Source organism: Streptomyces sp. NPDC001902 (assembly GCF_042891295.1).
GTDB lineage: Bacteria > Actinomycetota > Actinomycetes > Streptomycetales > Streptomycetaceae > Actinacidiphila.
The window spans coordinates 140,640-167,109 of sequence record NZ_JBIATA010000017.1; the positions used below are offsets into that span (position 1 = coordinate 140,640).

Annotated in this window: 11 protein-coding genes; 8 read left to right on the top strand and 3 right to left on the bottom strand. The window is 74.0% G+C overall.

Annotation, left to right across the window (positions count from 1 at the left end):
- Positions 1-67: 67 nt before the first annotated feature.
- Complete coding sequence (locus tag ACFYYN_RS26250) at positions 68-1,843, bottom strand: serine/threonine-protein kinase (RefSeq protein ID WP_500547727.1); 1,776 nt, start codon at positions 1,841-1,843, stop codon at positions 68-70.
- A 367-nt stretch (positions 1,844-2,210) separates the two neighbouring features.
- Between ACFYYN_RS26250 and ACFYYN_RS26255 the strand changes: the two genes are divergently transcribed.
- The 5 genes from ACFYYN_RS26255 to ACFYYN_RS26275 all read left to right on the top strand — a co-directional run bounded on the left by ACFYYN_RS26255 (position 2,211) and on the right by ACFYYN_RS26275 (position 11,508).
- Complete coding sequence (locus tag ACFYYN_RS26255) at positions 2,211-5,291, top strand: FtsK/SpoIIIE domain-containing protein (RefSeq protein ID WP_500547728.1); 3,081 nt, start codon at positions 2,211-2,213, stop codon at positions 5,289-5,291.
- 219 nt (positions 5,292-5,510) lie between these two features.
- Positions 5,511-6,896, top strand: coding sequence for an ABC transporter substrate-binding protein (locus ACFYYN_RS26260; RefSeq protein ID WP_500330095.1), 1,386 nt, complete (start codon positions 5,511-5,513; stop codon positions 6,894-6,896).
- An 81-nt stretch (positions 6,897-6,977) separates the two neighbouring features.
- Positions 6,978-8,255 carry a carbohydrate ABC transporter permease gene (locus tag ACFYYN_RS26265; protein ID WP_500330096.1) on the top strand — a complete coding sequence of 426 codons (1,278 nt, stop codon included), beginning with the start codon at positions 6,978-6,980 and terminating at the stop codon, positions 8,253-8,255.
- Complete coding sequence (locus ACFYYN_RS26270) at positions 8,252-9,172, top strand: carbohydrate ABC transporter permease (RefSeq protein ID WP_500547729.1); 921 nt, start codon at positions 8,252-8,254, stop codon at positions 9,170-9,172. The genes ACFYYN_RS26265 and ACFYYN_RS26270 overlap by 4 nt, the downstream gene beginning before the upstream one ends.
- Positions 9,173-9,294: 122 nt before the next feature.
- Positions 9,295-11,508 carry a bifunctional glycosyltransferase/CDP-glycerol:glycerophosphate glycerophosphotransferase gene (locus ACFYYN_RS26275; RefSeq protein ID WP_500547730.1) on the top strand — a complete coding sequence of 738 codons (2,214 nt, stop codon included), beginning with the start codon at positions 9,295-9,297 and terminating at the stop codon, positions 11,506-11,508.
- Positions 11,509-11,512: 4 nt separating this feature from the next.
- On the opposite strand, the gene ACFYYN_RS26280 is transcribed toward ACFYYN_RS26275, so the two are convergent.
- Complete coding sequence (locus ACFYYN_RS26280; protein ID WP_500547731.1) at positions 11,513-13,609, bottom strand: bifunctional glycosyltransferase/CDP-glycerol:glycerophosphate glycerophosphotransferase; 2,097 nt, start codon at positions 13,607-13,609, stop codon at positions 11,513-11,515.
- 136 nt (positions 13,610-13,745) lie between these two features.
- Here ACFYYN_RS26280 and ACFYYN_RS26285 point away from each other — a divergent pair, with 136 nt between their 5' ends.
- From ACFYYN_RS26285 to ACFYYN_RS26295, 3 genes are all read left to right on the top strand, one after another.
- Positions 13,746-17,429 carry a bifunctional glycosyltransferase/CDP-glycerol:glycerophosphate glycerophosphotransferase gene (locus tag ACFYYN_RS26285; protein ID WP_500547732.1) on the top strand — a complete coding sequence of 1,228 codons (3,684 nt, stop codon included), beginning with the start codon at positions 13,746-13,748 and terminating at the stop codon, positions 17,427-17,429.
- Between the two features lie 24 nt (positions 17,430-17,453).
- Complete coding sequence (locus ACFYYN_RS26290; protein ID WP_500547733.1) at positions 17,454-19,733, top strand: bifunctional glycosyltransferase/CDP-glycerol:glycerophosphate glycerophosphotransferase; 2,280 nt, start codon at positions 17,454-17,456, stop codon at positions 19,731-19,733.
- 100 nt (positions 19,734-19,833) lie between these two features.
- The gene (locus ACFYYN_RS26295; protein WP_500330108.1) at positions 19,834-21,357 is read left to right on the top strand and encodes a hypothetical protein; all 1,524 of its coding nucleotides are present in this window, start codon (positions 19,834-19,836) and stop codon (positions 21,355-21,357) included.
- 73 nt (positions 21,358-21,430) lie between these two features.
- On the opposite strand, the gene ACFYYN_RS26300 is transcribed toward ACFYYN_RS26295, so the two are convergent.
- Entirely contained in the window at positions 21,431-26,359 is a 4,929-nt protein-coding gene (locus ACFYYN_RS26300; RefSeq protein ID WP_500547734.1) for an NAD-glutamate dehydrogenase, read from the bottom strand.
- Between the last annotated feature and the right edge of the window lie 111 nt (positions 26,360-26,470).

Here is a 26,470-nt window from a genome sequence, read left to right on the forward strand (position 1 = left end):
CGCCCCGGCCCGCTCAGTTGCCCGCTCGGTTGCCGGCGCCCCCGGCCGGGGGCGCCGCCGCACGCCGCTACTGGTTGCCGCCGGGGACGTCCGGGACGTCCGGGGCGCTGTTGGCGGTGTCGCCGATGGTGGAGACCCAGTTCCACACCTCGCTGATCCAGCCGGTCACGGTGTCCCACAGGCCCTTGCCCGTGTTCAGCCAGTCCTGCAGGGGGGTGAGGTACCAGGCCAGCATGAAGATCACGATCAGCACGACGATCATCGTGAAGCAGCCCTTGAGGCACCCCAGGCCCGGGATCTTCATCGGGTTGGCGCTGCGGGGGCGCGGCTCGCGGCGCGGGGCCGGCTCGGGCGCGGGCGGGCGCTGCGGCTCGTACCGCTGGTGCTGCGGCTGCTCGTAGCGCGGCGCGGGCTGCTGCGGCCGCGGCGCGTACTGCTGCGGCTGCTGGCCGTACTGCTGCGGATGCGGCTGCGGGGCGTAGGCGGGCTGCGAGGGCTGCCGGTACTGAGGGGGCTGCTGCGGCCGCTGCTGGTACGCCTGGGGAGGCTGCTGCGGCTGCTGCGGCTGCTGGGCGGGCTGCCGGCGCGGCCTGCGGCGCAGCGGGTCCTGCTCCGGGTCCAGGTACTGGATCTCGGTCTGCTCGGCGCGCGCACGGGCGCGGTTGAGCTGCGACTCCCACGGATGCGGGCCCTGCGGGACACCGGGGTCCGGCGGCCCGTCCGGCACCGGCGGCATCACGCGGGTGCCGTCGCCGGACGCGGTCGGTGCCGAGCCGCCCGGGATCACCCGGGTCGCGTCGGCGGCGCCCCCCGCCGAGGCGGGCAGGACGCTGGTGGCGGCATTGGGGTCGTACGCGTCGTACGCGCCGACGGGCGACCGGTTCGGCAGCACCTGGGTGGGGTCGGCGGTGCCCGGCGGGACGAGCGGGGTGTCCGGGACGGTGGCCGGGGCCGGGTCCGGCGCGAGCAGCGCGGCGACGCCGAGCGCCGCCTCGGACTGCGCCGGGGAGGAGTGCACGCCCACGCCCGCCGCGACGACGCGCAGGGCGCGCGCCAGGTTCTCCGCGCTCGGCCGCTCGCCGGGCTCCTTGCGCAGGCAGCGCTCTATCACCGTCCACAGCGGTTCGGGCACGGTGGAGGGACGGCGCGGCTCCTCGCTCAGGTGCTGGTGCAGCACTTCGAGCGCGCTCTCGCCGCGGAACGGCGGACGGCCGGTGACCAGTTCGTACAGGAGGATGCCGGCGCCGTAGATGTCCACCGCGGAGGTCTGCGGACGGCCCTGGGCCGACTCCGGCGCTATGTAGGCGGGCGTGCCGACGAACTCGTGGGTGCGGGTGACGCCGGGCGAGTCCGCCAGCCGCGCGATGCCGAAGTCGGTCAGCATCGGGTGCATCTGCTGGGTGCCGTCGGGGCCTGCGACGGTGGCGAGCAGGACGTTGGCGGGCTTGAGGTCGCGGTGCACCACGCCGTCAGCGTGGCTGGCGGCCAGCGCGTCGGCCACGGCGGCGGTCAGCAGGGCGCCGCCGACCGGCGAGAACGGGCCGTTCTCGCGCAGGTAGCGGTAGAGGTCGGGACCCTCGACCAGATCCATCACCAGGGCCAGCAGCTCACCCTCCACGACCAGGTCGCGGACCCGGACGATGTGCGGGTGGCGCAGCCTCAGCAGGACCGACCGCTCCCGGAGGAAGCGCATGACGATGTCGGGATCGCCCGCCAGCTCCTCCTTGAGCACCTTGATCGCCACGGTCTCGCCGGTGTCCCGTACCTGCGACCGCCACACGGTGCCCGTGGCTCCGCGCCCGAGCGGCTCCACCAGTTCGTATTTGCTGCCTACCGGCCGCACGTTCGCGCTCCCTGGATCTTGGCCTGGTCCGTGGCCTGTTTCGCCCACTGTAGTGCCGCCACGTGGGAGCGGGGCTGCGTTCCGGTACGGGGCGGGTGTGGGGTTAGGACGCGGAGTACGGTCGTTTGGTTGCCCTTTCCGCCCAATGCTGACCATTCAAGATCGCAAAGGTGGGCACCGGCGGCGAGCTGTCGGCGGCGGGTGGGAGGATGCGTGTCGCGGAACGCGCATCGCCGAGCCGGCTGGGTCAGCCGGGCGAGGGGAGCCCGCCGGTCCGTTCTTGTACGTGTCGACGTCCCGGGCACGGCGGGGTGGGGTCGGGGGCCCGCACCGCGGTGGATCCGGGCAGAAGGGACCGTGGACGGAGATGCAGATCCGGCTGACCGTTCTCGGGCCGCGCGGCGGCCGCGCGGCGCGCTCCTGCGACGTGCTGGTCACCGCGCCCGCGGGCACTCCCCTGAGTGCCGTGGCCGGAGCCCTCGCGTCCGGCTCGGGCGGCTCCGGCCAGCCCGCGCGGGCCGGCAAGTCCACGCCCCCGCTGTACGCGGGCGCCGAGCGCCTGGACCCGGCCACCGCCGTCCTCGGCGTGCCGCCCCTGCTCGACGGCGCCGTCCTGTCGCTGCACTCCCCCGCCGACGGGCACGACGGCGGCCGCCCCACGGCCGCCGCCCGGCTGCACGTCGTCGGCGGGCCCGACGCGGGCGGCGTCCACCTGCTGCAGGGCGGCCGGATCCGGGTCGGCCGGTCCGCGGACGCGGACGTCCCGCTGGACGACCCCGACGTCTCACGGCTGCACTGTGCCATCACGGTGGACGGCGAGGGCCGGGTCACCGTCGCCGACCTCGGCTCCACCAACGGCACCACCCTCGACGGCGCTCCCGTGGGCGAGCGCGCGGTCCCCTTCCCCGCCGGCACGCTGCTGCGGATCGGCGAGTCGACCCTCCGGCTGGAGCCGGCACCCCCGGGCTCGGCCGTCCCCCCGCCGCCCGCCTCCATCCCCGCCGTCCCCGACGCCGAGGGGCACCTCCAGGTGACCCTCCCCCCGACCTCCTGGCCGGACAGCGGCCCCGTGGCGACCTGGCGTCCCGCCCGTCCCGCCGACGGCACCGGGGAGCGCCCCGCCGCCCGGGACGCGGTGCCCGCCGACGGCCCGACGACCACCGGCGCCGGGAACGTGAGCGTGGACGCCCTCGCCGCTCCCGCGCCCGGACCGGGTCCGGCACAGGGCGCGCCGGGCACCCCGGCCCGGCGGGACACCCCGCAGCGCGGCCTGTCCGAGCAGACCCGCACGGTCGCGCTGCCCCAGGGCCGCCGCGGCGGCGGGAAGGCCGCGGAGGCCGGCAGCCGGATGGCCGGGGCCATAGGGGGCTGGGCCAGGCGCCTGGCGGCCGGGCGCGGCGCCCCGGGCGCCGACGGCCCCGGAGGCGGCGGGACGACGTACGACCAGGCCGACGCCGCCGAGCTGCGCGAGCGCTGGCCCGATCCCGCGGCCGTCCTGCTCACCGCGCTCGGACCGGGCCCGCGGCTGTGGGAGCGCGCCCTCGGCCATCCCGACCTGCTCACGGTCCGGCTCGGCACCGCCGACCTGACCGCCGAGGACGGCTTCCGGACGCTGCCCGCCGTGCCGTTCACCGTCGACCTGCGCGACCCGCACACCCATGTGCTGGGCCTCGCCGGACCGCGCCCGAGGCTGTCCGGGCTGGCCCGGGCGGTGATCGCCCAGCTGTGCGCCCTGCACCCGCCCGGCGTGCTGGAGGTCGTCCTGGTCAACGCCGACCGCTCCCGTCCCGCCGAACAGCGGACCGAGGAGTGGGGGTGGCTGAACTGGCTGCCGCATCTGCGCCCGGCGCACGGCCAGGACTGCCGGTTGCTCACCGCCACGGACCGGGAGCAGGCGGAGGCCCGCGTCTCAGAGGTGGTCCGGCGCATCGAGGAGGGCCCGCTCGGCACGGGCTGGGCGACCGCCTCCCCGGAGGAGGTGGCCGAGGCCGCGGCACGCCGCGAGGGCCCGTACACCCTGCTGGTGGTGGACGGTGACCCGGGCTCGGCCTATCTGCGCGAGGCCGCGGGCCGCATCGCGGCCGCCGGGCCGTCGGTCGGGGTGCACCTGCTGTGCCTGGCCGAGAGCCCGGAGCGGCTGGCCGCCGACTGCGGTGCCGTCGCCGTGCTGGAGGGCGACGTCGCGACGACGCTGCGGATGGAGCCGCACGGGCCGGAGCACATGACCATGGAGGCGGTGTCGGCGGCCTGGGCCGAGCGTTTCGCGCGCGCCCTCGCCCCGCTGCGCGAGGGCGACGCCGCCGCGCCCCGCCGTACGCGCTCCGCGCTCCCGCCCACGGCCCGGCTGCTGGACGAGCTGGACCTGGCGCTCGCCACCCCGGCGAAGATCGCGACCCGCTGGGCCGAGCCCGCCCCCTCCGGCGGTGCCGCCGCGGCGGTCCTGGGCGCCGGCCCGGAGGGCCGGGTCCTGGTCGACCTGGTCGCCGAAGGGCCGCACCTGCTGGTCGGCGGCGCCGCGGGCGCCGGCAAGACCGAACTGCTGCGTTCGGTGGCCGCCGCCCTGTCCGCGGGCGAGCGACCGGACCGGCTGGCCCTGGTCCTCGTCGACGGCGCCGGGTCCGAGCGCGGCGAGGGGCTGCGCACCTGCACCGACCTCCCGCACGTCTCCACCTATCTGTCCGCCTCCGACCCGGTGCGGATGCGCGAGTTCGCGCAGGCCCTCACGGCGGAGCTGAGGCGCCGTGACGAGCTGCTGGACGGGGGCGACTTCGCGCAGTGGCACGAGCGCCGCCGGCTGCCCGCGGTGCCCCGCCAGGTGGAGCCGGGCCACGCCCCGGCCGGCGCCGCCGACCCGCAGGTGCGCGGCGCGGTGCGGGTACGGACCCGTACCACCGAGCCGCTGCCCCGGCTGGTCGTGGTGGTGGACGACTTCGACGTCCTGGTCGCCCCCGCGCTGGGCAGTCCCGGCCGGCCCGCCGCGGGCTCGGTGGTCCGCGCCCTGGAGGGAGTTGCGCGCGACGGCGAGCGTCTCGGCGTCCACCTGGTCGCCGCGACCGGCCGCCCGGAGCGCACCGCGGGCACCGACACCGACGACGCGGCGCGGCTGCGGATCGCGCTGCGCACCGAGGAGCCGGAGTCGGCCGCGCTGCTGGTCGCCGTCGAGGAGCCGGCGACCGTCGACGACGCCCTGCCGGGCCGGGGTTACCTGCGCCGGCCGGACGGAGCGGTCACGGCCTTCCAGGCCGGACGGGTCAGTGGCCGGATCCCGCGTACGGCGACCCTGCGGCCCACGGTGGTCCCGCTGGAATGGGAGCGCATGGGCGATCCGCCGACCCGCCGCCCGGTCCGCGAACTGGGCAACGGCCCCACCGACCTCGCCCTGCTGGCCAGTGCCCTGCAGCGTGCCGCGGAGTCCGCGGCGGCCGATCCGGTGCCGCCGCTGCTCTGAGCCCTCCCGGTCCCCTGCGCCTGCCGCACCGCCGGTCACATGAAGGTCACGATCCAACCGCCGTGCGCTGAGGCGCTATTGCGGCGGTTATCAGACAGGGCGTAGGACTGAACGCGGAACAGCGGATGACGCGGGGACGGGACGCCCGGCGCAGCTGCCACGGCCATGCGGCGGGCTGCCACCGCGGCGCGGGTCCGCGCTGAGGGGATGGGCAGGCAGATGCGGACATCCAGCAGGCGCACGCGACGTACACGCGAAGCGGTCATCGCCGCCGTGGCGACGGCCGCCCTGGCGCTGACGGCCGCCGGGTGCGGCGGAGGCGACGACGACAAGGGCGACCCCGGTGGGGGCCGGAGCAGTTCCGGTGGCAGCGGGAGCGTCTCGCTGCCGGACCTCAAGGGCCAGAAGCTCGAGGTCGCGGCGGTGTGGACCGGGCCGGAGCAGAAGAACTTCCAGAAGGTGCTGGACGAGTTCACCCGGCGCACCGGGGCCGAGGTCGGCTTCGTGCCCACCGGCGACAACGTCTCCACCTTCCTCGGTACGAAGATCGAGGGCGGCCAGCCGCCGGACGTGGCGTTCCTCCCGCAGGTCGGCGTGTTACGGCAGTTCGCGCAGAAGGGCTGGCTGAAGCCGCTCTCCTCCGACGTCCAGGCGCAGCTCGACAAGAACTTCACCACGGGCTGGAAGGACCTGGGCGCGTACGAGGGCAAGCAGTACGGCGTCTACGCCAAGGCCGCCAACAAGTCGCTGGTCTGGTACAACACCGCGGCCTTCGAGAACGCCGGGGTCTCCGAACCTCCGGCCACCTGGGACGACTTCCTCCAGACCGCCGAGACCCTCTTCGAGTCGGGCACTGCCCCGGTATCGGTCGGCGGCGCGGACGGCTGGACCCTCACCGACTGGTTCGAGAACATCTACCTCTCCCAGGCCGGGCCGGAGAAGTACGACCAACTGGCCGAGCACAAGATCAAGTGGACCGACCCCTCGGTGAAGGACGCGCTCACCACCCTCGCCCAGCTCTTCGGCAAGAAGGACCTGATCGCCGGCGGGCAGAGCGGCGCGCTCAAGACCGACTTCCCGAAGTCCGTGACGCAGACCTTCACCGGCAACCCGCCGAAGGCCGGCATGGTCTACGAGGGCGACTTCGTCGGCGCGTTCATCGGCGACAACACCAAGGCGAAGGTGGGCGAGGACGCCAAGGTCTTCCCCTTCCCCGCGGTGGGCTCCGGCAAGGCACCGGTGGTCAGCGGCGGTGACGTCGGCGTGGCGCTGAAGGACACCAAGGGCGCGCAGGCGCTGCTGACCTTCCTCGCCTCCACCGACGCGGCGAAGGTCTGGGCCTCCTCGGGCGGCTTCGTCTCACCGAACAAGTCGCTGGACCTGTCGGCGTACCCGGACGAGGTCTCGCGGTCGATCGCCCAGGGGCTGGTCGCGGCGGGCGACGACTTCCGCTTTGACATGTCCGACCAGGCCCCGGCGGCCTTCGGCGGCACCGCGGGCAAGGGCGAGTGGAAGGACCTGCAGGACTTCCTGAGGAACCCCTCCGACGTCGCCGGCGCGCAGGCCAAGCTGGAAGCGGACGCCGCCAAGGCGTACGCCGGCTAGGCGGCCACGATGGCGACGGCGGCCACGGCGAAGGGGCCGGCCGCTCCCGGCGGCGCTCCCTCCGCCCCGGGCAGGAGCGTCATGGGCACCCGGCGCTGGGTGGCGGGACTGTTCCTGCTGCCCGCGCTGGTGCTGCTGGGCGCGCTGGTGGTGTACCCGATCGGGTACACCACCTGGCGCAGCCTGTTCGACAGGGCCGGCTCGGGTTTCGTCGGCCTGCACAACTACGCCTCGGTCTTCAGCGACGACAGCACCCTGACGGCGCTGCGCAACACCGCGGTCTGGGTGGTCGTGGCGCCGGTGCTGGCCACGGCCCTCGGGCTGGTCTTCGCGGTGCTGACCGAACGGGTGAGCTGGGGCACCGCCTTCAAGCTGGTCGTCTTCATGCCGATGGCGATCTCGATGCTGGCGGCCGGGATCATCTTCCGGCTGGTGTACGAGCAGGACCCGGCGCGCGGCGCGGCCAACGCGGTCGTGGTCGGTGTCCACGACACCTTCGCCGAGTCCTCGGCGTACCCCGGGGCCCGTCCGCGGCCGAACGGCCCGCTGGCGGCCTCGGGAGGGGGCTCGTACACCACGCGGGACGCCGCCGGGCAGGGGACGGCGGTCGGGCTGCCGCTGATCGGCGTCCCCGCGGCGAAGCTGCCCGCGGGCACCGCGGACGCCCGGCAGGCCGCCGCGGGCCCCGGGGTGACCGGCACCGTGTGGCTGGACTTCAAACCGGGCGGCGGCGGCGAGCCCGGGGTGATCGACGCCGGTGAGAAGGCGCTGGAGGGCGTCAAGGTCGAGGCCGTGCGCGACGGACGGGTGGTGGCCTCGGCCACCTCCGGCACGGACGGCACCTTCTCGCTGCCCGCCTCGGCGGCCGGGGCCCAACTGCGGCTGCCGGCGGCGAACTTCGCGGAGCCGTACAACGGTGTCGACTGGCTCGGCCCCACCCTGGTGACGCCCGCCATCATCGGGTCGTACCTGTGGATGTGGGCGGGCTTCGCCATGGTGCTCATCGCGGCGGGCCTGGCGGGGGTGCCGCGGGAGCTGATGGAGGCGGCGCGCATCGACGGCGCCAACGAGTGGCAGGTCTTCCGCAGGATCACCGTGCCGCTGCTGGCGCCGGTGCTGGTCGTGGTCGTCGTGACGCTCATGATCAACGTGATGAAGATCTTCGACCTGGTCTACATCGTCGCGCCCGACACCTCCAAGGACGAGGCCAACGTCCTGGCCCTGCAGCTGTACCTGTCCTCCTTCGGGGCCGGCAACGACCAGGGCGTGGGCAGCGCGATCGGTGTGGTCCTGCTGCTGCTGGTCGTCCCGGTCATGGTCTTCAACATCCGCCGACTGCGCAGGGAGGCCCGACGATGACGACCGTCGCAGGCACAGCGGAACCGGCGGGCCCCGCCGAGGCGCGGGCCACCACGGCCGCCGCCCGGCAGTCCTTCGCCTCGCGGGTGGCGGCCCGTACCGGCGGCGGGGTGCTGCGGGTGTTCCTGGTGCTGGTGGCCCTGTTCTGGCTGATGCCGACCGTGGGGCTGCTGATCTCCTCCTTCCGGGGGCCGGTGGACATCGCCGACTCCGGCTGGTGGAAGGTGTTCACCACGCCCTCGCAGCTGACCGTCACCAACTACCGGGAACTGCTCGGCAACGACGCCGTGACCTCCTCGCTGGTCAACACCACCCTGATCACGGTGCCGGCCACGTTGCTGGTGGTGGTGATCGGGGCGCTGGCGGGCTACGCCTTCGCCTGGATGGAGTTCCCGGGCCGGGACTGGCTGTTCCTCGTGGTGGTGGGGCTGCTGGTGGTGCCGGTGCAGATCGCGCTCATCCCGGTGGCGAAGCTGTTCGGGGAGATCGGGATCTTCGGCGACATCATCGGCGTGGTGCTCTTCCACGTCGGCTTCGGCCTGCCGTTCGCCGTCTTCCTGCTGCGCAACTTCTTCGCGGAGATCCCGCGGGAGCTGCTGGAGGCGGCCCGGCTGGACGGCGCGGGCGAGCTGCGGCTGTTCGCCACCGTGATCATGCCCCTGGGCGGCCCGGCGATCGCCTCGCTCGGCATCTTCCAGTTCCTGTGGGTGTGGAACGACATGCTGGTGGCGCTGATCTTCTCCAACAGCGGCTCGCAGCCCATCACGGTCGCGCTGCAGCAGCAGGTCCGGCAGTTCGGCAACAACATCGACGTCCTGGCACCGGGGGCCTTCGTGTCGATGGTGGTCCCGCTCGTCGTCTTCTTCGCCTTCCAGCGCCAGTTCGTCTCCGGCGTCATGGCGGGCGCCGTGAAGTAGCCCCGCAACCCTCCGCAGGCCAGAGGGGCAACACTCCGTCGTCGGACGGGTCGCCGTACGCGGCGTACGCCCGGGATATAACGGGCATACGCCGCGTAAGCCGACATTACGGATGTGCTGCCTTGCCCCGGTTCAGCGTCATCGTGCCCGCCCACAAGGTGCAGGCCTACCTGCACGAGTGCCTGGAGTCCGTGCTCGGGCAGAGCTTCTCGGACTTCGAGGTGATCGCCGTCGACGACCGCTCCCCGGACGCCAGCGGTGCCATCCTCGACGCCTTCGCGGCCCGCGACCGCAGGGTGACCGTCCTGCACCTGAAGGAGAACGTGGGCCTCGGCCCGGCCCGCAACGCCGGGATGGCCCGCGCCACCGGGGACTACCTGCTCTTCCTCGACAGCGACGACACCCTCGCGCCCGGCTCCCTGCAGGCCGTCGCCGACCGCCTGAAGGAGACCGCCGAGCCGGACGTGCTGGTCTACGACTACGCCCGCACCTACTGGGACGGCCGCGTCGTGCGCAACCAGCGCGCCCCCCTGCTCGCCCAGGACGCACGCCCCGCCGGGCCCCTCGACGACCGGCCCGAGCTGCTGCGGCTGCTGCCGGTCGCCTGGAACAAGGCGTACCGGCGGGAGTTCGTCCAGCGCCGCGACCTCGTCTTCCCGCCCGGCTGGTACGAGGACGTCCCCTGGACCTACCCCCTGCTGCTGTCCGCCCGCAGCATCGCGGTGCTCGACCGGGTCTGCGTGCTCTACCGGCAGCGCCGCCGGGGCAGCATCCTGCGCACCACCAGCAGCCGGCACTTCGACGTCTTCGACCAGTACGACCGGGTCTTCGCCTTCCTCGACCGCAACCCCGCCCTCGACAGCTGGCGGGCCGCCCTCTTCAGCCGGATGACCGACCACCTGCTGGCGGTCTACAACACCCCCGGCCGGCTGCCCCGCTCGGCCCGGGGCGTCTACTTCCAGCGCTGCAGCGTCCACTTCCGCCGCTACCGCCCGCAGGAGCCCGGCTCCCGTCCGCGCGGCGTCCCCGGCGGCACCCGGCGGCTGCTCGTGCGGCTCGGCGCGCGGCAGGTCTTCGACGCCGTGCGCACCGCCAACGCGCTGCGCAGGAGGCTGCGGCGGCTGCTGAAGGACACCGCCCGGGCGGCCCGGGAGGCGGGCCTGCGGCTGCACTACCGGATCCAGCGGCAGCGCCGCCTCGACCCGGACCTCGCCGTCTTCGCGGCCTGCCGCTACGCCGGCTACGGCGGCGACCCCGCCGCCCTGGAGGCCGCCGTGCGCGACCTGGCCCCGCACCTGCGCACCGCGTGGATCACGACCCCGGCGTACGCGGCCACCCTGCCGCGCGGCGTACGCCGGCTCCAGCCCGGCTCGCCCGCGTACTGGACGGCGCTGGCGCGCGCCACCTACCTGGTCAACGACGTCAACTTCCCGCACGCCTACCGCAAGCGGCGCGGCCAGGTGAACCTCCACACCCACCAGGGCACCCCGCTCGGCCGCACGGGCCTGGACGTCCAGGGGCACCCGGCCGCCTCGGCGGGCCGGGACTTCGCCCGGATGCTGGCCCACACCGACCGCTGGGACTTCTGCCTGTCCGCCAACCCGCACTCGACGGTGGTCTGGGAGCGGGCCTACCCCGCCGGCTACACCACCTTGGAGCACGGGCGGCCCGGCAACGACGTCCTGCTGCGCGCCGACGCCGACGACGTGCGGCGGATCCGGGCCCGGCTGGGCATCCCGCCGGAGTCCACCGCGATCCTGTACGCGCCCGCGCACCGCGACTACCGGCGCGGCTTCCACCCGCCCGTCGACCTGGTCCGGCTGGCCCGTGAACTCGGCCCCGGCCACGTGGTCCTGTACCGGGCACCGGACGGCCACGGCGGCTCGGGCACGCTCCCCGAGGGGCTGCCGGACACCGTGCTGGACGTCTCCGCCCACCCGTCGGTCCAGGAGCTGTGCCTGGCGGCCGACGCCCTGGTGACCGACTACTCCCCCCTGATGTTCGACTACGCCGGCCTCGACCGCCCGATCGTGGTCCACGCCGAGGACTGGACGGCCTACCGGGCCGCCCGCGGCACCTACTTCGACATCACCGCCGACGCCCCCGGGCCGGTCGCCCGGAGCGAGGACGAACTCCTGTCCATCCTCACCACGGACACCTGGCGCGGCCCCCGTTCGGCCCAGGCGCGGGCCGCGTTCCGGGCCCACTTCTGCCCGTGGGACGACGGCCACGCCGCCGAGCGGGTCGTGCGGCGGGTCTTCCTCGGCGAGGACGGCGGCCAGCCGGCCGCCCTCCCCCCGGAGCGCCGCGCCCCCGCCCCTGCGGCCCGCCCCTGACGGCTCACGGCGGCGGCGCGGGGGTGCGCTCGTCCGGCTTGAGGACGGGCAGCAGTTCCGGTTCGCCGAGCAGCACCCGCCGTACGGCGCGTTCGGCGGCCCGGCCGTCGTCCCAGGGGCAGAAGCGGGCCCGGAAGGCCGCCCGCAGCTCGGCCGCCTCCGGCGAGGCCCAGGCGCCGGAGCGGAAGGCGGTGGCGATCGCGGCCTCGTCGCGGGCGACCACGCCCGGGGTGTCGCCGGGGCGCCCGGAGACCAGGTCGAAGTAGACCCCGCGGGCGGCCCGGTAGACCTCCCAGTCGGCGGCGTGGACCACGATCGGGCGGTCGAGGCCCGCGTAGTCGAACATCAGCGACGAGTAGTCGGTGAGCAGCGCGTCGGAGGCCAGGCACAGCTCCTCCAGCGGTGTGTGCGCGGAGACGTCCAGCGCCCCCTCCGGCAGCGCCGCCGGGCCGGCCCCGGGGTAGAAGTAGTGCGCGCGGACCAGTACGAGGTACTCCCGCCCCAGCGCCCGGCACAGCCGGGCGAGGTCCAGCTGCGGGACGAACTCCCGCTGGTAGTCGCGGTGCGTGGGGGCGTACAGGATCGCCCTGACCCCGTCCGGGATGCCCAGCCGGGCCCGGATCCGCCGCACGTCGTCGGCGCCCGCCGTGAAGTAGGCGTCGTTGCGGGGGTAGCCGGTCGGCAGCGTCAGGTAGTTGCCGGGGTAGACCCGCTCCCAGACCTCGCTGGAGTGGGGGTTGGCGGACAGGGAGTAGTCCCACTGGTCGGCGTGGTCCAGCAGGCGGCGGAAGCTCATGCCCTTGGCCACCGCCGGGTGGGCGCGCAGGTCCATGCCCATGTGCTTGAGCGGGGTGCCGTGGTGGGTCTGCAGGTAGACCTGGCCGGGGCGCTTGACGACCTCCCCGGTGAAGTTGGCGTTGTTCACCAGGAAGCGGGCGCGGGCCAGCAGCTCCCAGTAGCGGCGGGAGTTCGCCTCCACCCGGTCGACGCCCTCGGGGACCGCGTCCTGCGCACCGCGCCGGACCACCCACACCCCGTGCAGGTGAGGGGCGAGCTCGCGGGCCTTGCGGTAGATCGCGGCGGGGCTGCACAGCACCCCCCGGTTCCAGTACGCCGCGTACACCACCAGGTCGTCGTCGAGCGGGCGGCGGCGTTCCAGGGCGTACCAGCGGCGGTACACCTCGCGGGCGACGGCGTTGCGGTGCGTGCGCAGCCGCCGGGCGGCCCGGGTGCCCAGCTCCGCGGCGCGATGGGCGGCGAAGGTGCCCGGCAGCCCGGCGCGGCGGAAGAAGGCGGCGCGGTCCTGCGGGCGCAGCCGCCCGGGGTCGTCCAGGACGGCCGTGAGCCGCCGGTCCCGCTCGGCGCGCAGCTCCGGCAGGTCGTGCCGGGCCAGCAGCGTGTCGTACCGGTCGGCCAGGACGAGGTGCTGCGGGCCCGGCGTGCTGGAGAAGCTGCCGCGGCGGCGCTCCCGCCACGTGACGCAGACCCGGTCCAGGCAGGCAATGCGCGGGGCGGCGAGCAGCATCTCGTACGCCACCGGGACGTCCTCGTACGGACCGGCGCCGAAGGCGAACCCCGCCCAGTAGTCGCGCCGCACCACCCTGTTCCAGGCGGCGGGGAACACGGTCAGGCACTGCGGGCGCTCGGTGGCCCGGAAGACGGCGTGCCCGGCGAGCGCGGCCGCCTGCAGGAAGTCGCCGTCCCCGCTCTCCGTGCGGTGCTCCCACACGTCGAGCCGGTCGTGGTCGAAGAGCAGCACCTCCGGGTCTCCGGTGGCGCGCAGCCTCGCGTCGAGGGCGGTCAGGGCGCCGGGCGCGAGGAGGTCGTCGGAGTCGAGGAAGAGCAGGTAGTCGCCGCTGGCCCGGGCCGCCCCCACGTTCCGGGCCGGACCGGGCCCTGCGTTGCGGGGCCTCCGCAGCGGGAGCACCCTGGGGTCGGCGGCGGCGACCTCGTCGACGACGGCGGCCGACCCGTCGGGCGAGCAGTCATCGACCGCGATCAGCTCCAGGTCCGCGTACCGCTGCCCGAGCACCGACTCCAGGCACGCACGGACGTAACCCTGGGTCTTCCATACCGGGACGATCACACTGAACCGAGGCATAGCGCCGAGCGTAGGCAGGAGCGGCCCCCGGCGCCCGGTGGATCACCCGAAAGGCGCAGGCGAGGTGACCGAGGACGCGATCACGAGTTGAACCCCTCGCCCCCTGTCGCCCTCGTCCGGAAAGGGCCACGTCACCATGGTGTCGCGCACGCCCCGCCTCACGGTCGTCGTTCCGGTCCACAACGTCGAGAGCTGGCTGCAGGAATGCCTGCGGTCGGTCGCCGCACAGACCTTCGACGCCCTCGACGTGGTCATGGTGGACGACGGCTCCACCGACTCCGGCCCGGAGATCGCCCAGGGCTTCGCCGACCGCGACCCGCGCTTCCGCCTGGTCCGGCAGGACAACGGCGGACTGGGCCACGCCCGCAACACCGGCACCCGCCACGCCGACCCGCGCACCGAGTACCTGTGCTTCCTCGACAGCGACGACATCCTGCCGCCGCACGCCTACGAGCGGCTGGTGGGCCTGCTGGACGGGTCGGGCTCGGACTTCGCGACCGGCAACGTGTGGCGGCTGACCGCCGACGGCCGCAGCCAGGCCTGGCAGCACCGGGACATGACCCGCACCGTCACCGGCACCCACATCACCCGGGACCTGAGCCTGCTGTCCGACCGGGTCGCCTGGAACAAGGTCTTCCGCCGCTCCTTCTGGGAGCGCCACCGCCTGGCCTTCCCCGAGGGCGTGCTCTACGAGGACACCCCGCTCACCATCCCCGCGCACTTCCTCGCCGACGCCGTCGACGTGACGCACGAGCACGTCTACTACTGGCGGATCCGCGAGGGCTCCATCACCCGGCGCCGCACCGACGTCAAGGGCGTGCGCGACCGGATCGCCGCCGTCGACCACGTCAGCCGCTTCCTCGGCGACCCGGCCCGCACGCGCTGGACCTCCTTCAAACGGGCCTACGACCGCTCGGTCCTCACCGACGACCTGCTGTACTTCATCGACGCCCTGCCGATGGCCGGCCCCGAGTACCGGCGGGCCTTCATGGACCGCTGCCGCGACTGGCTCACCCGGGTCGACCCCTCCCTCTTCCTCGAGCTGCCCGCCGGGCTGCGCATCAAGTGGCACCTGATCGTCAAGGACCGCCTCGACGACCTGCTGACGGTGCTCGACCACGAGCAGCGCAACTCCGCCGGCTTCGGCGTCACCGGCCCGCCGCTGCGCAAGCGGGCGGTGCTGCGCGGCGCCGACGGCGGCCGGATCGCCCTGCCGGCCTCGGCGGCCCGGCTGCGGCGCGCGGACTTCCCCGTCCGGGCGCGGGTGCGCGAGGTGGTGCGGGAGAACGGCCGGCTCGTCCTGCGCGGCTACGCCTACCTGCGCAACATCGACGCCGACCGCAAGGGCGCCGCGCACATCACCGCGGTCGCCGTCCACGGCCACGGCCGCCGGGCCAAGGTGGTGCTGCTGCCGGTCAGGATCCGGCAGGAGCCCGCCGCGACCCTCAACTCGCGCCAGGAGGAACACTGCTACGACTGGTCGGGCTTCGAGATCACCATCGACCCGGCGCGGCTGACCACCGGCCGCCGCCAGGGCGAACCACGGGCCGGCCGCTGGCGGCTCGGGGTGGTCGTCGCGGCGAAGGGGGTCATCCGCAAGGCGGCCCTGCGGGCCGCGGACGCGGGATCGGGGGCGTCCCCGCCGTCGTACGCGGCCGGCGGCGGCATGCGGCTCGTGCCGTACTACCGGCAGGGGCGGCTGCAGCTGTCGGTGGAGCCGGAGGCACGGCGGCTGACCGGCCACCGGGCGACCGGCGACGGCACCGCGGTGGAACTGGACTTCACGGGCGCGCCACAGGCGACGGCGGTACGGCTGACGCACTCCGCGACGCCCACCGTGCTGGAGTACCCGCTGGAGCCCGCGGTCCCCGGGGGGACGGACGACGGCGTCCGCCGGGCCCGCGTGCCCCTCGCCGACCTGGCGGCCGCCCGGCCCGCGCTGGACGCCGGGCCCAAGGAGATCCGCGCGGAGGACACCGACAGCTGGGACGTCGCGCTGCTGAACCCCGGGCACGCCGACCCCGTCCACCTCGACGGCGCGCTGCCCGCCGGGCACTACGACCTCGGCACCGACCCCCGGCTCGGCGGGACGCCGCGGCGGCTGCTGGTCGAGGCGAAGGCGTCCGGGAAGCTGGTGCTGCGCGACCGCACCCCGCAGCCGGTGGCCGACGCCATCGGCTGGACCGCCGAGGGCGCCCTGGTCGTGGCCGGCCGCCTCGCGCCCGGCTCCGCCCCCGGCCCGGCCGAACTGGTGCTCCGCCACGGCACGCACCGCGTCGAGCACGCCGTCCCGGTCCAGGCCGACGGCGTACCGGGACGCCGCCCGGGCTTCCCGCCGCCGTCCAGCGCGATCCCGGCGCTGCCGTCCGTGCCTCAGGACGCCGCGGGGCCGGGCCCGTACGAGGGGCGCCGTTTCACCGCCACCGTGCGCCCCGGCACGCTGGAGTCCCTCGCCGGCACCGTCCCGCTGCCCGCCGGCCGCTGGTACCTGCACCTGCGCGACGGCGCCGGCACGGAAGCGCCGGTGCGGGTCGCGCCCGGGGTGTTCGAGGCGCTGCCGATGGCGGCGGAGGCGGGCGGCAAGTCCTTCTCCGTCGACCGGCGCTTCCACGACCGGCTGTTCCTCGACGCCCGGCCCACCGTGCCGGAGCCGCAGCGCGGCCCGTACCGGCAGCGGGCGCTGCGCGAGAGCCACCATCCGCGCACCCGCGGGCTGCCGCGCCGCGAGTCGGTGCTGTACAGCGCCTTCGACGGGCGGGCGTACGGGGACTCGCCGCGCGCCGTCCACGAGGAGCTGCTGCGCCGCCGCGCCGCGGACGGCCTGGAGCACCTGTGGGTGGTCAGGGACGGCCAGGCCCCGCCGCCGGCGACCGCGCGGCCGGTCGTGCTGCACAGCGCCGCCTGGTACGAGGCGCTCGCCCGCAGCCGCTACGTCGTCACCAACACCCACCTGCCGCAGTGGTTCGTGCGCCGCCCGGACCAGACCGTGCTGCAGACCTGGCACGGAACCCCCCTCAAGCGGACCGGCCTGGACCTCGCCGGCACCCTGTGCGCGGACCTGGTGCACCTGCCCCGCCCGCCGCGCGACCCGGGCGCCCAGTGGAGCCTGCTGCTGTCTCCGAACGCGTACAGCACCCCGCTGCTGCGGGCCGCGCTCGGCTACGACGGCCCGGTCGCCGAGACGGGACTGCCCCGCACGGACGTGCTCTTCGCCGACGACCGCGCCAAGGTGGCCGCCGCGCTGCGCGACCGGCTGCGGATCCCCGGGGACCGCACCGTCGTGCTGTACGCGCCGACGCGCCGCGACGACCTGGCGTACGACGCCGAGCACTACCGCATGTCGCCCCACCTGGACCTGGCGGAGGCCGAACGCGCCCTGGGCGCCGACCACGTGCTGCTCTTCCGCTCCCACCCCCTGGTCGCCGACCGCGTCCGCACCCCGCGCTCCGGGTTCGTGCGCGACGTGTCCTGCCACCCGGACGTGGCGGAGCTGCTGCTGGTCGCCGACGTCCTGGTCACCGACTACGCCTCCCCCGCGGCCGACTTCGCCAACACCGGCCGTCCGATGCTCTTCCTCGTCCCCGACCTGGAGCACTTCCGCGACACCCTGCGCGGCTTCTACCCCGACTTCGAGGCCCAGGCCCCGGGCCCGCTGCTGCAGTCCACCGCCGACCTGGCGGGCGCGCTGCGCGACCTCGGCACCGTGGCACGGCACAGCGCCGACGCGTACGCGCACTTCCGCGCGACCTTCTGCCACCTCGACGACGGCGGTGCGGCGGCCCGCGCCGTCGACCGGCTGCTCGAACCCGACCGTCACTGACCCCTGAGGGAACCCAGGATCCACATGCCCCGCTTCTCCGTCATCGTCCCGGTCCACAAGGTGCAGGGCTACCTGCGCGCCTGCCTCGACTCGGTGCTGTCGCAGTCACTGCCCGACCTCGAGGTGATCGCGGTCGACGACCGCTCGCCGGACCACTGCGGCCGCATCCTCGACGAGTACGCGGCCCGCGACTGCCGGGTGATCGCGCTGCACCACGAGGAGAACCTGGGGGTGGGGCGGGCCCGCAACACCGGTGCCGAGCGGGCCACCGGCGACTACCTGCTCTTCCTCGACGGCGACGACACCCTCGCCCCCGGCTCGCTGGAGGCGGTCGCCGAGCGGCTGAAGCAGGACGGCGACCCGGACATCCTCTACTTCGACCACGTGCGCACCTACTGGTGGGAGGCGGCCGAGAAGAGCGTCTTCGGCGACCTGCTCGCCTCGGCCGGCACCGACGTCTTCCGGATCACCGAACGCCCCGAGTTCCTGCGGCTGTTCGCGATGACCTCCAACCGGGTCTACCGCCGCGCCTTCTACCGGGGGCACGGTTTCTCCTTCAGCGACGGCATCTACGAGGACGCCCTCGTCTCGTACGTGACGATGCTCAGCGCCGAACGCATCTCCTGCCTGGCCCGGGCGGTGCTGGAGTACCGGCAGCGGCGCAGCGGCGCCAGCACCCGCAGCCCGGGCCGCAACCACTTCGTCATCCTCGACCAGTACACCCGGCTCTTCGACTTCCTCGACGCGCCCGGCCGCGAACACCTCGCGCCGCTGCGGCCGATGCTGTTCGAGCGGGCCGTCAGCCACATCCTGTTCTGCCTCGGCAACCCCGACCGGATCCCACCGCGGCTGCGCGGCGCGTTCTTCCGGCTCGCGGCCCGCTGGTACGCCCGCCACCTGCCGGAGGGGTTCGTGCCGCCCGCGGACAAGGCCACCGCCTACCGGCGGCTGGCCCGCGGCAGCTGGCTGCTGGCCCGGCTGGGCGACGTACCGCGCGAGGCCCGCAAGGAGCTGACGCGGCGCAGGCGGCGGCTGCGCCGGCAGGTCGCGCAGCGGGCCAAGGCCGCCCTGTACGCCTACCACCTGCGGCGGCCGCTCGACCCCAACCTCGCGGTGTACTCGGCGTACTGGGACCGCGGGGTGTTCTGCAACCCGGCCGCGATCTACCACAAGGCACGGGAGATCGCCCCGGGCGTCCACGGGGTGTGGCTGGTCCGCAAGTCCGACGTCCCGCGGGTGCCCAAGGGCGTGGACTACGTCGTGCCGCGCACCCGGCGCTACTGGCGGCTGATGGCCCGGGCCACGTACCTGATCAGCAACGTCAACTTCCCCAACGACGTCCGCAAGCGGCCCGGCAGCGTCCACCTGCAGACCCACCACGGCACCCCGCTGAAGAAGATGGGCATCGACCAGCAGCGCTACCCCGCCTCCGCCAAGGGCATGAGCTTCCGCCGGCTGCTGGAGCGGGTGGACCGCTGGGACTACAGCGTGTCCTCCAACCCGCACTCCAGCGAGATCTGGGAGCGCGTGTACCCCTCCTCCTGGCAGCACCTGGAGACCGGCTACCCGCGCAACGACGTCTTCCTGACCGCCGGCGCCGCCGAGGTCTCCCACGCCCGCGCGGCCCTGGGCATCGCCCCCGGCCGCACCGCGGTCCTGTACGCGCCGACGACCCGCGACTACCAGCGCAACTTCGTGCCGCGCCTGGACGTGGAACGGGTGTGCCGGGCGCTCGGCGAGGGCTTCGTCCTGCTCACCCGCATCCACTACTTCCACGGCGAGGACGCCCGCCTGAAGGCGCTGCACGAGGAAGGGCTGCTGGTCGACGTCTCCCGGCACCCGTCGGTCGAACAGCTGTGCCTGGCCGCCGACGCCCTGGTCACCGACTACTCGTCGATCATGTTCGACTACGCGCTCCTCGACCGGCCCATCGTCGTCCACGCCGACGACTGGCCGGTCTACCGGGCCAGCCGCGGCGTCTACTTCGACCTGCTGTCCGGAGCCCCCGGCGAGACCCCCGGCGCCGTCTCCACCAGCGACGACGAACTGATCGCGGTCTTCCGCGACGGCGCCTGGAACAGCCCGGAGGCGGCCGGACTGCGGGAGGCGTTCCGCCGCCGCTTCTGCGCCTTCGACGACGGCCGGGCCGCCGAGCGGGTCGTGCGGCGGGTCTTCCTGGGCGAGAGCGAGCCGCTGCCCGTCGTGCCCCTGGAGGCCCGCACCCCCGCGCCCGCTCCCGCGCTCCTGGCCGGCGCCCCGCAGGGACCGCGCTCCGGTCCGCAGGAGGCCGCCGCACGGCCGTGACGACGCCCCGTACGGGCCCCGCCGGGATGCAGCCGCGTCCGTCACGATCAAGCATCGAGGGGAACGAGGTGACGAGCGGACGACGGCCGGGAGGGCTGCGGTGACCGGCGTGCTGACCCAGCGGGACTGGCGGATCCACGCGTACGAGCTGCGGGACGTGCGCAGGCCCTCCCCGTACCTGATCCTCGGCACCCTCTTCTGGGCGGTGGTGGCCTACCGCACCTGGCAGTCGCCGGTCGCCTCCGACTTCGGGCAGCACGCCGCCGCGATCGAGCGGATCGCCACGGACTGGCGGCACCCGGCCAACCCGCTGCTCGACGTGCCGGGCACCGGCAGCCCCTACTTCACCCCGTACACCGTGGTGCTGGGGCTGCTGTCGCACCTGACGGGCGTACCGGGCTGGCAGCTGCTCAAGGGGTGCGGCCCGGTCAACCTGGCGCTGGTCGTCACCGGCATCGGCGCCTTCACCCGCGTGCTCAGCAACCGGCGCTGGGCGCCGGTGCTGGCGCTCGCCGCGTTCGTCCTGCTGTGGGGGCCGCAGCACAAGGAGTGGAGCGGCTTCCTCGGTCTGCAGTCGATGATCCGGGGACTGACCTACCCCAGTGCCTTCGCCGTCGGCGTGACGTTCTGGGTGTGGGCGCTGACCGCGCGGGCGGCCCGCCGCGGCGTGGCCGGGACGTGGCTGCACGCCTGGCTCGGACTGCTCATCGGGACCGTGCTGCTCGTGCACCCCTTCACGGCGATGGGCACCCTCATCGGCGTGGTCGCCATCGTCATCGGCATGCAGCGCATGCCGGTCGCCGCCGGGGTCCTCGGCCGGTGGGCGCTGACCGCGGCGGTCGCCTTCGCCGTCGCCGCCTGGTGGCCGTACTTCAGCCTCTCCGCGCTGCTCGGCGACCCCACCGTGGACGACGTCCACCGGCGGCTGTACGCGGACCTGTGGCAGTGGTACGGGCTGGCCCTGGCCGGGCTGCCGGCGCTGCTGTGCCGGCTGCGGCTGAACCGCTTCGACCCGCTGGTGCTGATGTTCGCCGCGGACTGCGCCGTCGCCGCCTACGGCTGGCTGAGCGGCTCCTACTCCTTCGGGCGGATCTTCGGGCTGCTGCTGGTACCGCTGCAGTTCGCGCTGGCGGTGGAGCTCGCGCAGGCCCCACCGTGGACCGCGCTGCGCACCGTGCTGGCCCCGCTGGCGGCGGTGGCGGCCTGCGCGGGACTGCTGGCGCAGGCGGGCGCGGTCGTACCGGCGCGCTACGTGCCGCCCGCGCTGCACCTGCAGCGGCTGGGCAGCTGGCCCGGCTACCTGTGGGCGCAGGCGCACGTCGCCGTCGGCGACGTCCTCCTGACCGACGGGTACAACCCCAAGCACGTCATGCCCGCCTACGGCGCGTTCCTGGTGTCACCGGCCTGGCCCGACCCGTCGACGACGGCGGCCGACCGCGAGCGCCGCGAGGCCGACGTACGCGCATACCTGGCCCCCGCTACGCCCATGGAGCAGCGCCTTGCCATCGCCCGCCGCTACCACGTGAAGTGGGTGATGACCGAGGCGGACGACCCGCCCCCGCCGGGCGGCGTCCAGGTCGCCCAGGGCCCCCGCACCGGCGAACGGCTGTACCGGGTCGGCTGAGCCCGTCCACGCCGCAGGGGCCGGGGAGCGCGTGCTCCCCGGCCCCTGCCGTCGTACGTGCGCCGTCCAGGCGTCAGCGGCGGGCCCGCAGCAGCGAGCGGATCGTCCGCATCGCCACCGACAGGTTCGCCAGGTCGAAGCTCTCCGAGCCCTGGATCTCGTCGAGCGTCGTCCTCGCCCGCCCGATCAGCGCGCTGTTGGACTCCTCCCACGCCTGGTAGCGCTGCTCCGGGGTGGAGGAGCCGTTGCCGACGGACAGCACGTCCTGGGTGAGGGCCGCGTGCGCCGCGAAGAGGTCCTCGCGGATCGACGCACGGGCCATGGAGTGCCAGCGGTCGGCGCGCGGCAGCTCGATGATCCGGTCGAGCAGCTGCGTGATCTGCAGCCGGTCGGCGAGGTCGTAGTAGACCTCGGCGACCGCCAGCGGGTCCTTGCCGGTCCGGTCGGCGACGTCGACGATGTCGAGCGCCGGGAAGGCAGAGGAGAGCCCGGCGACCCGCGTCGCCAGCTCCTCCGGCACGCCCGCGCCGGTCAGCTCGTCGTGGATCGACTCGTACCACTCCAGGTCGGCGCCGCGCAGCAGCTTCGGCAGCACCGCCCACACCGTGGCGACACCTTCGCGGAAGAAGTCGATCGTCTCCGCGATGGCCAGCGGCTGCGGCCGGTTGTTCAGCAGCCAGCGGGTGCCCCGCTCGACCAGCCGCCGCGAGTGCAGCCGGATCCGGGTCTGGACGTCGGCCGCGACGACCGTGTCCAGCGCCTCCACCTCGTCCCAGATGCCGCCCAGGCCGAAGATGGCACGGGCCGCGGTGTGCGCCCGCACGATCTCCTCGGTGGTGGCCCCGGTCTCCTCCTTGAAGCGGTGCAGGAAGGTGGTGCCGCCGGTGTTGACGGTGTCGTTGACCAGCACCGTCGTCACGATCTCGCGCCGCAGCGCGTGCCCGTCGATCTGCGCCTGGAACCGCTCGTGCAGCGCCTTGGGGAAGTACGCGTCGAGCAGCCGCCGCAGGTAGGGGTCATCGGGCAGGCCGGTGCCGAGCAGCTCCTCCGCCACGGTGATCTTCGTGTAGGCGAGCAGGACGGCCAGCTCCGGCTGGGTCAGGCCGTGGCCGGCGTTCAGCCGCTCCCGGATCTGCCGGTCGGAGGGCAGAAACTCCAGGGCCCGGTCCAGCTTGCCGTCACGGACCAGCCTGCGCAGGTAGCGCTGGTGGGCGTGGAGCAGACTGGCGGACTGGGCCATGCCGTTGGCCAGCGCCACGTTCTGCGCGTAGTTGTTGCGCAGCACCAGGGCGCCGACCTCGTCGGTCATCTGCGCCAGCAGCGAGTTGCGCTGCTTGACCGTCAGGTCGCCGTCGGCGACGACCGCGTTGACCAGGATCTTGATGTTGACCTCGTGGTCGGAGGCGTCCACGCCGGCGCTGTTGTCGATGGCGTCGGTGTTGACCCGCCCGCCGGTCTGGGCGAACTCGATCCGGCCGAGCTGGGTCAGGCCCAGGTTGCCGCCCTCGCCGACGACCTTGACGCGCAGCTCACCGCCGTCCACGCGGATCGCGTCGTTGGCCTTGTCGCCGACGTCCAGGTGGGACTCGGTGGCGGCCTTCACGTAGGTGCCGATGCCGCCGTTCCACAGCAGGTCCACCGGGGCCTTGAGGATCGCCTTCATCAGGTCCGCCGGCGTCATCTTCGCCACCGGCTGCTCGATGCCGAGCGCCTTGCGGATCTGCGGGGTGAGCGCGATCGCCTTGGCGCTGCGCGGGAAGACACCGCCGCCGTGCGAGATCAGCTTGGTGTCGTAGTCCGCCCAGGAGGAACGCGGCAGCTCGAACATCCGGCGGCGCTCGGCGTACGAGGTCGCCGCGTCCGGCACGGGGTCGATGAAGATGTGCCGGTGGTCGAAGGCGGCCACCAGCCGGATGTGCTCGCTGAGCAGCATGCCGTTGCCGAAGACGTCACCGGACATGTCGCCGACGCCGACGACGGTGAAGTCCTCGCTCTGGGTGTCGTGGCCCGTCTCACGGAAGTGCCGCTTGACCGACTCCCAGGCGCCGCGGGCGGTGATGCCCATCTTCTTGTGGTCGTAGCCGACCGAGCCGCCGGAGGCGAAGGCGTCGCCGAGCCAGAAGCCGTACGAGGTGGCGACCTCGTTGGCGATGTCCGAGAACGACGCGGTGCCCTTGTCGGCGGCGACCACCAGGTAGGTGTCGTCGCCGTCGTGGCGGACCACGTCGGCCGGCGGCACGACCTGCCCGCCGACCAGGTTGTCGGTGACGTCGAGCAGACCGGAGATGAAGGTCTTGTAGGAGGTGATGCCCTCCGCCAGCCACGCCTCGCGGTCGGCGGCCGGGTCCGGCAGCTGCTTGGCGACGAAGCCGCCCTTGGCGCCGACCGGCACGATGACGGTGTTCTTCACCATCTGCGCCTTGACCAGGCCGAGGACCTCGGTGCGGAAGTCCTCGCGCCGGTCGGACCAGCGCAGGCCACCGCGGGCGACCTTGCCGAAGCGCAGGTGCACGCCCTCCACGCGCGGGGAGTACACCCAGATCTCGTACGCCGGGCGCGGCGCGGGCAGGTCCGGGATCGCCTGCGGGTCGAACTTCATCGACACGTAGGCGTGCGGCTTGCCGCCGTCGGCGCGCTGGAAGTAGTTGGTGCGCAGCGTCGCCTTGATGAGCGTGAGGAAGGAGCGCAGGATGCGGTCCTCGTCCAGGCTGGCGACCTGTTCCAGGGCGGCGTCCACCTCCTCCAGCAGCGCGTCGGTCAGCTCGCTGCCGGCCCGCTGGTGGTCCGGGGAGAGCCGGGCCTGGAAGAGGTTGACCAGCAGCCGGGTGGTGTGGACGTTGTTGCGGAGGGTGTCCTCCATGTAGTCCTGCGAGAAGGCCGTGCGGGCCTGCCGCAGGTACTTGGCGTACGCCCGCAGCACCATCGCCTGGCGCCAGGTCAGCCCGGCGCGCAGCACCAGGGAGTTGAAGCCGTCGTTCTCGGCCTGCCCGGTCCACGTCGCGGTGAAGGCGTCCTGGAAGCGCTCACGGGCGTCGTCGCCGAGGTCGCCCAGCGACGGGTCGATGCGCAGCCCGAAGTCGTAGATCCAGGCGCGGGTGCCGTCGGCGCGGCGCATCTCGTACGGGCGCTCGTCGATGACCTCGACGCCCAGGCGCTGCAGCACGGGCAGCACCGCGGACAGCGAGACGGGGGCGCCGGTGCGGTAGATCTTGAAGCGGCGCTCGTCGGGGGCGGCGCCGACCGGCTCGTACAGGCTGAGGCAGAAGTCCTCGCCGTTGAGCCGCTCCAGGTGCTGCAGGTCCGCGACGGCCGCGCGGGGCGTGAAGTCGGCACGGTAGCCGTCGGGGAAGGCGTGCGCGTAGCGGCGGGTCAGCTCGGCCGCGCGCTCCTCGCCGCACTCGGAGGTCAGCGCCTCGGCGAAGCCGTCGGCCCAGGAGCGGGCGGCGTCGGCGAGCCGGTTCTCGATCCGCTCGACGTCGCGGTCGGTCAGCTGCGGCAGCGTGGTGCCGGCCGCGACGCGGACCACGAAGTGCAGCCGGGAGAGCACCGACTCGGTGTTCCAGGCGGTGAAGTCCGCGGTGACCCCGTTCAGCTCCTCCTTGAGGATGTCGGTCAGCCGCAGCCGCACGCCCGTGGTGTAGCGGTCCCGGGGCAGGTAGACCAGCGCCGAGAAGTAGCGGCCGTACTCGTCCTGGCGCAGGAACAGCCGCAGCCGGCGGCGTTCCTGCAGGTACAGCACGCTGGTGACGATCTCGCGCAGTTCGTCCGGGCCGGTCTGGAAGAGCTCGTCGCGCGGGTAGGTCTCCAGGATCTGCAGCAGGTCGCGGCCGTCGTGGCTGTCTGGGGAGAACCCGGCGCCGTCCAGCACCTCCTGGACCTTGCGGCGGATGACCGGCACCCGGCGCACCGACTCGGTGTAGGCCGCCGAGGAGAACAGGCCGAGGAAGCGGCGCTCGCCGACGACGTTGCCGTCGGCGTCGAACTTCTTCACCCCGATGTAGTCGAGGTAGGACGGGCGGTGCACGGTGGAGCGGCTGTTGGCCTTGGTGAGGATCAGCAGCTTGTGCTCGCGGGCCTTCTTACGGGCGTCCGCGGGCAGCCGGTTGAAGGACGGCGAGACCGCCTGGCCGCTCTCGGACTCCTCCACGCGGTGCTGCGGGTCGGAGCGCAGGATGCCCAGGCCGGTGCCGGGGACGGCGGTGAGCACGTCCTCCTCGCCCTCCGGGGTGGTCTCCGTGGTCAGCGCGTACTCGCGGTAGCCGAGGAAGGTGAAGTGGTCCTCGGACAGCCAGCGCAGCAGCTCCCAGGCCTCGCCGACCTCCTGCTCGGGCAGCGCTGGCGGGGTCGCGGCCAGCTCGTCGGCGATGCGCAGCGCGGCGTCGCGCATCTTCCGCCAGTCCTCGACGGTCTCGCGGACGTCGGACAGGACGCGGCGCAGGTCCGTGGTGATCTGCTTCAGATCCTCGCGGTCGGTCTCACGGTCGATCTCCACGTGGATCCAGGACTCGGTCAGCACGTCGTGCGGCACACCGGCGCCGTCGCCGGGCGCGGCGTCCAGCACCTCCAGCAGCTTCCCGGTCACGTCACGGCGCACCAGCATCTGCGGGTGGACGACGACGTGGATCGCACGGTCCTGCCGGGACAGCTCGTTGGTGACGGAGTCGACCAGGAACGGCATGTCGTCGGTGACCACCTCGACGACCGTGTGGCTGCACGTCCAGCCGTTCTCCTCCACCGAGGGGGTGTGCACGCGGACGTTGGCCGTCCCCTGCGGGCGCAGCTCGGCAAGACGGTGGTGGGACACGGCGGCGCCGAAGACGTCCACCGGGTCGCGGTCGAGCAGGTCCTCCGGGGCGCTGTGCAGGTAGTAGCGCTGGAGGAAGGCTTCCAGCGCCTCCTTCTCGAGGCCCTGGCCAGGTTGTCCCCCCGCCGGGCTGTTCTCAGCTACCCGGGCCGCCCGTGCGAGCAGCTCGGCCTTTGCTTCGTCCAGCTTGGTCTGCATGTCCTCATGCTCCTGTCGCGCGCCATTGCGTGACGTAGGTGATGGTGATCGGTGGATCAGCGCTGATCACGCTGTAAGGCTATCGCTACGTCCGGGGGGGCTGTCAGGGGC

What these genes read in the sequence shown, in the direction of transcription:
- ACFYYN_RS26255 (WP_500547728.1), top strand. Translation starts at nt 2,211, where the DNA reads ATGCAGATCCGGCTGACCGTTCTCGGGCCGCGCGGCGGCCGCGCGGCG.
- ACFYYN_RS26260 (WP_500330095.1), top strand. Translation starts at nt 5,511, where the DNA reads ATGCGGACATCCAGCAGGCGCACGCGACGTACACGCGAAGCGGTCATC.
- ACFYYN_RS26265 (WP_500330096.1), top strand. Translation starts at nt 6,978, where the DNA reads ATGGGCACCCGGCGCTGGGTGGCGGGACTGTTCCTGCTGCCCGCGCTG.
- ACFYYN_RS26270 (WP_500547729.1), top strand. Translation starts at nt 8,252, where the DNA reads ATGACGACCGTCGCAGGCACAGCGGAACCGGCGGGCCCCGCCGAGGCG.
- ACFYYN_RS26280 (WP_500547731.1), bottom strand. Translation starts at nt 13,609, where the DNA reads ATGCCTCGGTTCAGTGTGATCGTCCCGGTATGGAAGACCCAGGGTTAC.
- ACFYYN_RS26285 (WP_500547732.1), top strand. Translation starts at nt 13,746, where the DNA reads ATGGTGTCGCGCACGCCCCGCCTCACGGTCGTCGTTCCGGTCCACAAC.
- ACFYYN_RS26290 (WP_500547733.1), top strand. Translation starts at nt 17,454, where the DNA reads ATGCCCCGCTTCTCCGTCATCGTCCCGGTCCACAAGGTGCAGGGCTAC.
- ACFYYN_RS26300 (WP_500547734.1), bottom strand. Translation starts at nt 26,359, where the DNA reads ATGCAGACCAAGCTGGACGAAGCAAAGGCCGAGCTGCTCGCACGGGCG.